Here is an 11,941-nt window from a genome sequence, read left to right on the forward strand (position 1 = left end):
CTCAGGTGTCCAGGTCCACGCGTACGGTCAGCAGCTGTGCGCCGATCGCCCGGACCGCCGCGCTGTTGAAGCGAGGCAGGGTCCGCAGCCGTGCCACCGGGTCGTCGTCCGGCATCAGATGGGCCGTGCCCGTGTGCCAGCGGCCGTGGATGCGGACCCGCACCTTCGGGTCGGCCACGATGTTGCGCACGTACTGCGAACGCTCGCCGAACTCCGAGACCAGCCAGAAGGAGTCGCCCACGCGCCGCCCGCCGACCGGGGTGCGGCGCGGCAGGCCCGAGGTGCGGCCCGTGGTCTCCAGCAGGGTGTGGTTCGGCAGTCGGCGCATGACGGCGTTGAGCCGGCGCTGAAAGGCCGTGACGGCCCGGTACTTGCGCTCGATGCTGCGGGGCATGGTCGGTCGGGCTCCTGTGGTCGTCCGGTGGTTGTCATCTGCGTCCCTTTTAATGGTGCCCTTGACGGTGTCATGACCGAGGGGCGGGTGGCCGTGCGCGTGATGACCTGGAACCTGTGGTGGCGGTTCGGGCCTTGGCGCGAACGGCAGAAGGCGATCCTCTCCGTACTGCGCGACCTGCGCCCCGACCTCGTCGGCCTCCAGGAGGTCTGGTCCGCCGACGGCGAGAACCTGGCGGAGTGGCTCGCCACCGAACTGGACCTCCACTGGACCTGGGCCCCCTCCCCGGCCCCCGACCGCTGGCGCCGCCGCATCGACGACCCGTCGATCGACATCGGCAACGCGATCCTGAGCCGCTGGCCGGTGGAGGAGAGGGAAGTCCTACGGCTGCCGGTCCCGCCCGACCTGGACGACGGGCGGCTCGGTCTGTACGCCCGAACCGGCCCCGTCTCCTTCATCACCGCCCACCTGACCTCGGCCCCGGACACGACCGCCGTCCGCACCGAACAGGCCGCCGCCCTGGCGGAGTTCGCCCGCCGAGAAGGCACCGTCATCGTCACCGGCGACTTCAACGCCGAGTCGGACTCCGAGGAACTGAGCCAGTTCCGAGGCCACTTCAGAGACGCCTGGACAGAGGCGGCGGCCCCGGCAGCCCCGTCGGCAACCTGGGACTGGGACCCGGCGCTCCCGTACCGCATGGGCCGGACGCGGCAGGAAGCGCGGATCGACTACGTCTATCTGGGCGGTCCGGGGTCAGTGCGGGACGTGAGCCGGGCCGGGGACCATCCGGTGGACGGTATCTGGCCGTCCGACCACGCGGCCGTCGTAGTCGAACTGACGGTCACCGATCCCACCTGAGGGGCGCGGGGCTGTATCGATTTGCGGCTCCGCCGCGTGGGCGCGACCAGCCCCCACCGGCCCGCAGCCAAAAGACCTAATCCCGCCCCAGGAAGATCGGATTGGTAAACGCCGCCAACGCCCCCGGCAACGGCCCCACCACAGCCTCATGCCGCAACTCCGCCCGCACATAAGCCGCATAAGACGGAGAAGTCACCCACTCCACAACCCCCGCCCCCGACACCGGCAGCGGCCCACTCGTGAACAGCACCCCCTGATCCGTCACCAACCGCACATGACACCGAGGCCCACCCGCTACCTCCACCCGCACAGTCACCGGAGTATCGCGCCCGACCCGAAGCCGCTCCCCGATCCCCGCGTGCGAACCCCTCCCACCCGAGGCCGTGAAGGACAGCGACACATTCCGGGACTCGGCGACATACGACCGCCCCGCCCGAATCCCCTCCAACACGGCCTCCCGAGTCAAGTCATCGGCGAGAACCACGGTCTGCGGCGACCCCACAGGGTCAGGCGACCGATGCGCGTCGGAGTTACCCATGGCCGGGATCCAGGACCGCCCTTCCCGCACCGACGCCACCAGCATCCCGTCCCAGTCGGCCAGCGCCACCTCGTCGTCGGGCGTGTACGGCCCGTTCCACACCTCGACCGCGTCCGCCTCCCCGAACCCGAACTTCCAGTTGCACCCGATGCAGGTGGCGTGCGGATGGGCCGGTACGACCAGCCCCCCGGCCTTGCGGATCTGCCGGGCGAACTTGCCGAACCGGTTGTCGCGGGCCCGATAGCGCCAGTCGACGAAGGTGCCGGGATCCGTGCCAAGGGCCAGGACGTGACCGTTGCGGGTGGTGACCTCCTCGCCGAGCAGCACCAGCAGATCGTCCCCGGCCGCCTCCGCCCAGTGCGCGTGCGCGGAGTGCGTGTTGTGCTCCGAGCTGTTGATGAAGTCCAGGCCCGCGGCACGCGCCAGCGAGGCGATCTCGGCGGGCGTGCGGCGGCCGTCGGAGTACCAGGAGTGCAGATGGCAGTCGCCGCGGTACCAGTCCCGGCCGCGGCCCCGGGCCCGCTCCGGCGGGTACACGGGCTCGGCGACGGGGCCGGGCTCGCCGTAGGAGAGGGTGATCGTGAGCTCGTAGGCGAGGCCCTGCGGGGCGACCGTGTAGGGGCCGAGGGCGATGTGCCAGGTGCCCTCGTTCACCGGGCCGGGGAGATACGCCGGGGTCGCGTCGTCGGCGCGGATGAAGAACTCCGTGCGGGCGCCGCCCGACCAGCCCCGGAAGCCCTTGCCGCCGAGGTCGGTGCCGCGTTCGTCGAAGATGCCGATGTCCAGGGCGTTGCCGGGGGTTCCGGCGGGGACCGCGGGGCGGTCGTAGGTGTAGGAGACCTTGATCTCCCGTACCCCGTCCGGTACTTCGACGGGGACGTACACGAAATCGGGCGAGCCGGGCGGCAGAGTCCCGCTCACCGTGCGGGTCTCGGTGTGGTGCATGTCGTCCGCCCCTCTCGCGAAGGTCACGCTCCCCAACGTAAGCGCCGCCGCGGCGCCCGTCACGAACAGGGCGCGTCTTCCGAGCCTTGCGTCGTCATCACACATGTCCCGGAGTGTTCCCCGCCGGCATGAACTCGTAAGGAAGGGCCGGTATCGACTTCTTACGCCACCGCCGGTACAGATGGGCCATGAGAATCGCCGTCACGATCTTCCTGACCGACGAGACGATCACCCCGACCCGGCTCGCCCGAGAGCTGGAGCAGCGTGGGTTCGCGGGGCTGTATCTGCCCGAGCACACCCACATCCCCGTCGAGCGCACCACGCCGTACCCGGCGGGCGGTGAACTGCCGCCCGAGTACGGCCGTACCCTCGACCCCTTCGTCGCGCTCGGCCAGGCCGCCGCCGTGACCGAGCGGCTGGGCCTCGGCACCGGGATCACGCTGGTCGCCCAGCACGACCCGATCGCCCTGGCCAAGCAGATCGCCACCGTCGACCACCTCTCCGACGGCCGGCTGACCCTCGGCCTCGGCTTCGGCTGGAACGTCGAGGAGGCCGCCGATCACGGCGTCGACTGGCGCACCCGACGTGACCTGGTCCGCGACCGGATGGCCCTGATGCGCGCGCTGTGGTCGGAGGAACCGACGGCCTACGAGGGCGAGTTCGGCGGAGTCCGCGCCTCCCACGCCTACCCCAAGCCGGTGCAGAAGCCGCGCGGCCCGGTCATCGGCCCCCGCACGCTGGTAGGCGGCGCCGCGGGCCCCAAACTCTTCTCCCACGTCTGCGACTACGCCGACGGCTGGATGCCCATCGGCGGCCGAGGCCTGACCGAGACCCTCCCGGTGCTGCGCGAAGCCTGGACGGACGCCGGCCGCGACCCCGCCGCGCTCCAGGTGGTGCCGTACGCCATCTACCCCAGCGCCGGGAAGCTGGCGCACTACGCGGACCTTGGCATCGAGGAGGTCGTGGCGCAACTGCCGCCGGCGGGGGAGGCGGAAGTGCTCCGGGTGCTGGACGACTACGCCGCCTACCTCGGCTGACCTGATCACCTCGACCGTATGCTCGAAGGATGACGACTTCGGCGACGAACGGAACCGGCCCCACCGACCGCCCCGGCGGCAGCGGTCCGACCGAGAACTCCATGCGTCGCGCCCTGAAACGAGCAAGGGACGGCGTCGCCCTCGACGTCACCGAGGCGGCCGTGCTGCTCCAAGCACGGGGCGAGGCCCTCACCGACCTCACCGCGTCCGCCGCCCGAGTACGCGACGCCGGTCTCGAACAAGCAGGCCGCCCCGGCGTCATCACGTACTCCAAGAGCGTCTTCATCCCCCTCACCCGGCTCTGCCGTGACAAGTGCCACTACTGCACCTTCGTCACGGTCCCCGGCAAGCTGCGCCGCGCAGGGCACGGGATGTTCATGTCCCCGGACGAGGTGCTGGACATCGCCCGCAAGGGCGCCGCCCTCGGCTGCAAGGAAGCCCTCATCACCCTCGGCGACAAGCCCGAGGACCGCTGGCCCGAGGCCAGGGAGTGGCTGGACGCCCACGGGTACGACGACACCATCGCCTACGTCCGCGCGATCTCCATCCGGATCCTGGAGGAGACGGGACTGCTCCCGCACCTCAACCCGGGCGTCATGAGCTGGACCGACTTCCAGCGGCTCAAGCCCGTCGCACCCTCCATGGGCATGATGCTGGAGACCACCGCCACCCGCCTGTGGTCGGAGCCCGGCGGCCCCCACCACGGCTCCCCGGACAAGGAACCGGCCGTCCGCCTGCGCGTCCTGGAGGACGCCGGCCGTTCGTCCGTGCCCTTCACCTCGGGAATCCTGATCGGCATCGGCGAGACGTACGAGGAGCGTGCCGAGTCCCTCTTCGCCCTCCGCAAGATCTCCCGCGCCTACCACGGCATCCAGGAACTGATCATCCAGAACTTCCGGGCCAAGCCGGACACGGCGATGCGCGGCATGCCGGACGCGGAACTGGACGAGCTGGTCGCGACCGTGGCCGTCGCCCGGCACCTCATGGGTCCGAGTGCCTGCCTTCAGGCCCCGCCGAACCTCGTGGACTCCGAGTACGAGCGGCTCATCGGCGCCGGGATCGACGACTGGGGCGGGGTCTCCCCGCTGACCATCGACCATGTGAACCCCGAGCGGCCCTGGCCGCAGATCGAGGAGCTGGCCGAGCGTTCCCGCACCGCCGGGTTCGAGCTGCGTGAACGGCTGTGCGTGTACCCGGAGTTCGTGCGCCGCGGAGAGCCCTGGCTGGACCCGCGGCTGCGCCCGCACGTGGCGGCGCTGGCGGACCCGGAGACGGGCCTCGCCCTGGAGAGTGCCGTCGTGGAGGGGCGCCCCTGGCAGGAGCCCGAGGAGGCGTTCGAGGCGAGCGGCCGTACGGATCTGCACGCCACGATCGACACCGAGGGCCGTACGTCCGACCGGCGCGACGACTTCGACGAGGTGTACGGCGACTGGGGCGCCCTGCGCGAGGCCGCCGCGCCCGGCATGGTCCCGGAGCGCATCGACACCGACGTCCGGGCTGCCCTGGCGACGGCGGCCGACGACCCGACGAAGCTGACGGACGCCGAGGCCCTCGCGCTGCTGCACGCCGACGGACCGGCACTGGACGCGCTGACCCGGATCGCCGACGACGTCCGCAGGGCGGCGGTCGGCGACGATGTGACGTACATCGTCACGCGGAACATCAACTTCACGAACGTCTGCTACACCGGCTGCCGCTTCTGCGCCTTCGCCCAGCGCCGCACGGACGCCGACGCCTACACGCTCTCCTTGGAGCAGGTCGCCGACCGGGCCCAGCAGGCCTGGGACGTGGGCGCGGTGGAGGTCTGCATGCAGGGCGGGATCCATCCCGACCTGCCGGGGACGGCGTACTTCGACATCGCGCGGGCGGTGAAGGCCCGGGTCCCCGGGATGCATGTGCACGCCTTCTCGCCGATGGAGGTCGTCAACGGCGCCACCCGCACCGGCATGCCGATCCGCGAGTGGCTGACCGCGGCCAAGGAGGCGGGCCTGGACTCGATCCCCGGCACGGCGGCGGAGATCCTGGACGACGAGGTCCGCTGGGTGCTCACCAAGGGCAAGCTGCCCACGGCGACCTGGATCGAGGTGATCACCACGGCGCACGAGCTGGGCATCCGCTCCTCCTCGACGATGATGTACGGCCATGTCGACCAGCCGCGCCACTGGCTCGCCCACTTCCGCACCCTGGCCCGCATCCAGCAACAGACAGGCGGCTTCACGGAGTTCGTGACGCTCCCCTTCATCCACACCAACGCGCCGGTGTACCTCGCCGGCATCGCACGCCCCGGCCCGACCATCCGCGACAACCGCGCGGTGACGGCGATGGCCCGCCTCCTCCTGCACCCGCACATCCCCAACATCCAGACGAGCTGGGTGAAGCTCGGCGCGGAGGGCGCGGCGGAGATGCTCCGCTCGGGCGCCAACGACCTCGGCGGCACGTTGATGGAGGAGACGATCTCCCGGATGGCGGGTTCCTCGTACGGCTCCTACAAGTCGGTCAAGGATCTTGTCGCGGTGGCCGAGGCGGCAGGCCGCCCCGCTCGCCCGCGCACCACGCTGTACGGCGAGGTCCCGGAGGAACGGCAGCGGGCGGCGGTGGCCTCGGACGGGCACCTGCCGGAGCTGCTGCCGGTGCTGGACTGAGGGCGGGGGGCCGGACGGCTGGCAGTACGATGATCCGACCCTGTCGGTGAGCTGAGGAGATCCGTGCCGTGCCTTCCCCGAAGGTCTGGGTGACCGGTCTGACGGTAGGGGCGACAGCAGTGGTCGTCGCCCTCGCCGTACAGGCGGACCGGGGCCCGAAGCCCACCGCCACGGCCACCCCGCCGAGCGCCTCCGCCACCGCCGAGCCCGCGCCCAAGGAGACCGAGTCCGCCAAGCCGACCCGGGTGCCGGACGGCTCCGGCACGGGCCGCCGGATCGTGTACTCGCTCGGCCAGAAGCGGGTGTGGCTGGTGGACGAGAGCGAGGCCACGCGCCGGACGTTCACCGTGTGGCCGGGTACCGTCGACCCCGATCCGGGCAAGTACACGGTCGGTCAGCGCACCGAGGACCCGATCACCGGGTCGGACGGCGTGAAGATCGAGCACGTGGTGTACTTCGCCGTCGCGTCCGGCGTGAACGTCGCCTTCTCCAACGCGGTGGACGGCTCCTCGCCGCCCCCGCCCGAGTCCGGGACCCGGACCGGCGGGATCCGGATGAAGACGGGGGACGGCTCGGCGCTGTGGAAGTTCGGGACGGCGGGGACGACCGTGACGGTCGTCGAGTAGAGAGCGGGGGTACTGGCAGTGGGCGTATTGATCCTTGCCCTGATTCTGGCGCTGGTCATTGGTGGCTGCGTCTGTGTCGTGTGGACGAGCCGGGGTACGGCCCCGCGCTGGGCGCGCATGGTGGCCGCCGTGACGCGGGGCCTCGGTGAGCTGCTGACGGTGCTGATGAAGTCCAACAAGGGGTCGAGCAGGAGCAGTAACAGCTCGGACGACTGATTACGTGTCGGATGCGGTCGGCAGGTGGTTGACGATCAGCACGATGCCGCTGAACACGAAGACCCGGGTCGCGGCGTCCAGTCCGTTCCAGTCCCCGGACTGCCACATGGCGAACCACTCACCGCCGATCGCGATGAACCCGGCTCCGAACAGCAGCATGACCATGAGCAGCCCGTAGGTGGACCAGCGCCGGGCGGCCCGGTCGCCCTGCCGGAACCAGAGCCAGGTGCCGTATATCAGGACGAGGGCGGCGAGGGTCTCCCAGACGATGATGGCGACGTACGCCGTGTCCTGAAGTCCCTTGCTGGTGATGGCTCTCCACATCAGATCGTCGTCCTTGAACGTGGTGTCCATCGCCAGGACGTGCTGCACGAACTGCTGGTTCGTCCCGAAGTCCGTGATGTTCCCGAAGGCGACGAGGGCCATGTAGAGGGCGACGCTCGCGGTGAGCAGGGTGGCGGTGAGACGGAGGGCGTTGCGTGGGGGTGTCGATGCCATGACGGCCATCTTCCCCCGGCGCGGCGGTGTGATCCACGGCCACTGAGCAAGAATGGCCGCATGGCGCAGGCGGAACCGTCGATGCAGGAACTGATCGGCCGGCGTAAGCGGGCGGGATTCGTCGGGCGGGGTGCGGAGTTGGCCCGCTTCCGGGAGAACCTCGACCTGCCGCCGGACGACGACCGACACAGCTTCCTCTTCCATGTCCACGGCACGGGAGGCGTCGGAAAGTCTTCGCTGCTGGGGAAGTTGGCCGAGATCGCGACGGCTGCCGGGGCGCTGACGGCCACGCTGGACGAGACGGTGCAGGGCGTGCCGGAGGTGCTGGGGGCAATCAGCGCCCAATTCGCCGTGCAGGGCGCAGAGTTGCCGGAACTCGACAAGAAGCTGGCCGCCTACCGTCAGCGCCGCCAGGAGGCGGAGTCCGCCTGGGCGGAGCCGGACGCGGACCCCGACGCGCGCTTTCGTACCGGCGACGACGTCCAACTGGCCCTGGAGCCACTGAAGGTACTGACCCCGGTGCTGGTCTCGGAACTGAATCGCATCGCCGAACGCCGGTCCTGGATCGCCCTGTTCTTCGACACGTACGAGCGCACGGGCCCCTTCCTGGACGCCTGGCTGTTGGACCTGACGATGACCGGCCGCTACGGCACGCTTCCCGCGAACACCGTCGTCACGCTCGCCGGCAGGGAAGGCCCGGACCCCGCCCGCTGGGGCGACTACGCGGGCTTCGTGACCGAGTTCCCCCTGGAGCCCTTCACCGAGCCGGAGGCCCGCGAACTCCTTTCGGCCAAAGGGCTGGTGGAGGAGGGGGCGGTGCGGGAGGTGTTGCGGCTGTCCCACCGGCTGCCGTTGTTGGTGTCGATCCTTGCGGAGCAGCCGGGCGGGGCGGTCGGCGAGGCGGACGATCCCACGGCCACGGCGGTGGAGCGGTTCCTGAAGTGGGAGCGGGATCCGGGGCGTAGGGAGGCGGCACTGGCGTGCGCGTTCCCGCGTCGGCTCGACGGGGACGTGTTCGAGGTCGCGGTCCAGGACGCGGGGGAGGGGTCGTACGGCTGGTTGTGCGAGCTGTCGTTCGTGAGCGAGCGGGCGGGCGGGGCCCGCTACCACGACGTCGTGCGTACGGCGATGCTCCGACTCCAGCGGTCGCGCGCGCCGCGCCTTTGGGCCGGGCGGCATGCGCGGCTGGCGGAGGCGTATGGGCGGTGGCGGGCGGATGCGGGGGACGGGATCGCCGAGGAGAGGCTGTGGTTCGACGGGACGTGGCGAGAGCTACGGGCGGAGGAGCTGTACCACCTGCTGTGCGCCCGGCCCCGTGCGGCCCTGAGCCAGGCTCTCGCGGACGTGGTGGAGGCGTGTCGCGAGGACTTGGCTGCCGCGGGAGCGTGTGCGCGGGCGTTGGCTGACGCGGGCGCGGACGCCGGGGCGAATGAACTGTCGGTCTGGGGGCGGGAACTCCTGGACGCTCTCTCGGGGGAGTCGGGCGGCATCCTGGCAACAGCGGACCTGGTGCTGAACCGTCCAGGGCCCGACACGCGGACGCGAGCGGCGGCACATGCCTTGCGGGGGAGGGAACTCACGAAGGAGGGGGAGTTCGCGCGGGCCATCGACGAGTGCAACCGGGCCCTGGCCCTGGATCCGCAGTCCGCATGGGTCTTTCACGACCGAGGCGTCGCCCTTGCGGCACAGGGCGATGTCACGGCGGCACTCGCTGACCTCGAACAGGCCGAAGCGCTCCGGCCCGACGACGTACGAATCCTGATCAACCAACAGCCGATCCTTCAGATGCTGGGACGGCACGAAGACGTGGTGGCGGGCTGCGACCGTGTGATCGCGCTCGATCCGATGCAAGCGCGCGCTTGGGCAAACCGGGGGCAGAGCAGACATGCCCTGGGTGATTCCACCGGAGCACTGAGCGACTTCGACCGGGCGCTGAGCATCGAGGGCGACTATCTGTGGGCCTTGGTGCGCCGGTCCAGGGTGTACCGATCCCAAGGGCGGCTGGACGAGTCGTTCGCTGATCTGGACCGCGCGGTGGACCTGGCTCCGGCCAGCGCATGGCTGGCGTCAGAGCGCGGGGACGCCTATCGGCTGGTGGACCGGTTCGAGGAAGCGGTGCGGGAACTCGGGCGGGCCTGTGAACTCGTTCCCGACTACGCCTCGGCGCACGCGGGGCGCGGCTACGCGCTGGCGGAACTGGGCCGTCATGAGGAAGCGCGGGCGGCGTACGACCGGGCGATCGAGTTGAACGCCGACTACCCCTGGGCGCTCGTGCACCGTGCCTCCCTCAAGGGTGAACTGGGCGACCAGGAAGGGATGTTCACTGACCTGGACCGGGCAGTGGCGATCGATGGCTCCGGTTGGGCCATCGTGAGGCGCGCGGCGGCCCACCAAGGCGTCGGTCACCACGCGGAGGCATTGGCGGACGTCGGCAGGGCGGAAGAGCTGGGGCGGAGCGACCCGGAGCTGCTGGTCCTACGGGCGGGCATTCTGTACAGACTGGGCCGGACCGTAGAGGCGGTGACTCTGCTCGACCAGGCATGGCCACAGCCGGACCGGACCGTGGCTCTGAACCCCCGCGACGTGGCCCTGTACGCCTTGCGGATAGGGATGTGCCTCACGCTCGGCCGGCTTCCCCAAGCCTTGGCCGATGCCGAGCAGTTCGATCCGCGGGATCTGGAGAACCCGGGCATGGTTCAGCTCAGCGCACTTGTCTTCATCCTGTCCGGTCGGCATGACGAGGCACGCCGTCTGTTGGACGGGCTGTGGGAGGACGCGGCACGGGAGGAGAACTGGCCCATCGCTCAACTGTGTTGGCTCTCGGCCGCTGTGGCGGGGCGGTGGGACCAGGCATCCGGCATTGCCACGTGGATGCGGGACCACGCGGACCCCGTCTCGGTTCCGCCGTTCGCGGAAACGGAGGAGTTCCGCCCCTTCGAGCCGTTGTTCCGGTCGCACCCGCAGAGGACAGACAACGCCGACATGATGATCGCTTACGCCCGTGGCGAGTGGGCGGCCGCCGACAGCGCGCTCGCCGACATCCTGGCCCGCACCAGCGAATGGCTTCCGCTCGCCCAACTGGCCAACTACCTCCGCATCCTGGCCCACTGCCCTGGCGTCGACTGGACCCAACTCGCCTCCCGCGTCAGGGAGGTCGAGAACGCCCGCGACGCCGTTCAGGCGCGTTACGCGGAGTAGGTGTTGACGAAGGTCGACCAGGCGTCGTTGCCGAAGGCGAGTTGGGCGCCGTCTCGGTTCTTGGAGTCGCGTATGTGGATGGTGGGGGCGGCGGGGGATACGGCGACCTCGACGCAGTCGGGGCCGTCGGCGCTGCTGTAGCTGCTCTTGAACCACGTCAGCGGGGTGGGGGTCATGTCTCCTCCAGCACCTTTTCGATGAAGGCCAGTGACTCGCGAGGTGAGAGAGCCTGCGCTCGGATCATTCCATAGCGCGACTCCAGGACCCGGACCTCCCGTGGATCACTCAGCACGCGGCTGTGCAGCTGAACCTCCAAGTGCCCCAGTGTCTTGCCGTTCTGGAGTTTCAGCAGTCGGAACGGGCCGCTCAGACCGGCGTGATCCTCGAGATCCGTCGGCATCACCTGGATCGTCACGTGGCTCAACCGGCTGATCTCCAACAGGTGTTCGAGCTGGCGTCGCAGAACCATTCTGCCCCCGACCGGCCTTCGCAGTGTCACCTCTTCCTGGACAAAGGTGATCTCCGGGCGGGGCGTGCGATCGAAGACGGTCTTTCGCGCCATGCGTGCGGCGACATGACGCTCGATCTCCTCTTCCGTGTACGCCGGACGCCGCAGCGCGTACACGGCCTGGGCGTACTCCGCCGTCTGGAGCAGGCCATGGATGTGAAGGGCGGTATAGGCACCCAGCTCAACCGCGTCATCCTCCAGCTTCGCCAGATCCCGAACGTTCTTCGGATACCGCGCCTCCTCCACATCCCCCTTCATCGCCGAGATCTTCCCGCCCGCCCCGAGCTTCTCGTCCGCCTTGTCCAAGAAGTCCGGCCTCGGGATCCGCTTGCCGCGCTCCACCGCCGAGACCATGTCCTCGCCGTACCCGACCGCGTCCCCGAGTTCCGTCTGCTTCAGTCCCGCGGCCTCTCGCCACAGCTTGATCTGGCGTCCCACCGCCCTGAGTACGGCCGCTGCTTCCTCGTCCTCCACACCGCCA

At 70.1% G+C, this 11,941-nt stretch carries 11 protein-coding genes; 6 read left to right on the forward strand and 5 right to left on the reverse strand.

Annotation, left to right across the window (positions count from 1 at the left end):
• Position 1: 1 nt before the first annotated feature.
• Positions 2–394: a nitroreductase/quinone reductase family protein gene (locus BN159_RS24795; RefSeq protein ID WP_015659741.1), complete on the reverse strand. Its 393-nt coding sequence runs from the start codon at positions 392–394 to the stop codon at positions 2–4.
• A gap of 72 nt (positions 395–466) precedes the next feature.
• On the opposite strand from BN159_RS24795, the gene BN159_RS24800 reads away from it, so the two are divergent.
• A complete protein-coding gene (locus BN159_RS24800; RefSeq protein WP_041819809.1) occupies positions 467–1,252 on the forward strand; it encodes an endonuclease/exonuclease/phosphatase family protein in 786 nt (261 codons plus the stop codon).
• Between the two features lie 76 nt (positions 1,253–1,328).
• Here the strand turns inward: BN159_RS24800 and BN159_RS24805 are convergent, their stop codons facing one another.
• Complete coding sequence (locus BN159_RS24805; protein ID WP_015659743.1) at positions 1,329–2,840, reverse strand: CehA/McbA family metallohydrolase; 1,512 nt, start codon at positions 2,838–2,840, stop codon at positions 1,329–1,331.
• An 83-nt stretch (positions 2,841–2,923) separates the two neighbouring features.
• On the opposite strand from BN159_RS24805, the gene BN159_RS24810 reads away from it, so the two are divergent.
• The 4 genes from BN159_RS24810 to BN159_RS24825 are packed head-to-tail and all read left to right on the forward strand — an operon-like array spanning position 2,924 to position 7,256.
• Positions 2,924–3,772 carry an LLM class F420-dependent oxidoreductase gene (locus tag BN159_RS24810; protein WP_015659744.1) on the forward strand — a complete coding sequence of 283 codons (849 nt, stop codon included), beginning with the start codon at positions 2,924–2,926 and terminating at the stop codon, positions 3,770–3,772.
• A gap of 29 nt (positions 3,773–3,801) precedes the next feature.
• Complete coding sequence (locus BN159_RS24815) at positions 3,802–6,414, forward strand: bifunctional FO biosynthesis protein CofGH (RefSeq protein ID WP_015659745.1); 2,613 nt, start codon at positions 3,802–3,804, stop codon at positions 6,412–6,414.
• A 59-nt stretch (positions 6,415–6,473) separates the two neighbouring features.
• A complete protein-coding gene (locus BN159_RS24820) occupies positions 6,474–7,040 on the forward strand; it encodes a L,D-transpeptidase (RefSeq protein ID WP_041819811.1) in 567 nt (188 codons plus the stop codon).
• A gap of 18 nt (positions 7,041–7,058) precedes the next feature.
• On the forward strand, positions 7,059–7,256 hold the full coding sequence (locus BN159_RS24825) for a hypothetical protein (protein ID WP_015659747.1): 198 nt from the start codon (positions 7,059–7,061) through the stop codon (positions 7,254–7,256).
• On the opposite strand, the gene BN159_RS24830 is transcribed toward BN159_RS24825, so the two are convergent.
• On the reverse strand, positions 7,257–7,754 hold the full coding sequence (locus BN159_RS24830) for a DUF2165 domain-containing protein (RefSeq protein ID WP_015659748.1): 498 nt from the start codon (positions 7,752–7,754) through the stop codon (positions 7,257–7,259).
• Between the two features lie 60 nt (positions 7,755–7,814).
• On the opposite strand from BN159_RS24830, the gene BN159_RS24835 reads away from it, so the two are divergent.
• On the forward strand, positions 7,815–10,952 hold the full coding sequence (locus BN159_RS24835) for a tetratricopeptide repeat protein (RefSeq protein ID WP_041819813.1): 3,138 nt from the start codon (positions 7,815–7,817) through the stop codon (positions 10,950–10,952).
• Here the strand turns inward: BN159_RS24835 and BN159_RS24840 are convergent.
• Positions 10,940–11,128: a DUF397 domain-containing protein gene (locus BN159_RS24840; RefSeq protein WP_015659750.1), complete on the reverse strand. Its 189-nt coding sequence runs from the start codon at positions 11,126–11,128 to the stop codon at positions 10,940–10,942. The two genes, BN159_RS24835 and BN159_RS24840, sit on opposite strands and share 13 nt — an antisense overlap.
• Positions 11,125–11,934: a helix-turn-helix domain-containing protein gene (locus BN159_RS24845; protein ID WP_015659751.1), complete on the reverse strand. Its 810-nt coding sequence runs from the start codon at positions 11,932–11,934 to the stop codon at positions 11,125–11,127. The genes BN159_RS24840 and BN159_RS24845 overlap by 4 nt, the downstream gene beginning before the upstream one ends.
• Positions 11,935–11,941 lie beyond the last annotated feature (7 nt).

It is taken from the genome of Streptomyces davaonensis JCM 4913, from assembly GCF_000349325.1.
In the GTDB taxonomy this organism is placed as follows: Bacteria; Actinomycetota; Actinomycetes; order Streptomycetales; family Streptomycetaceae; genus Streptomyces; species Streptomyces davaonensis.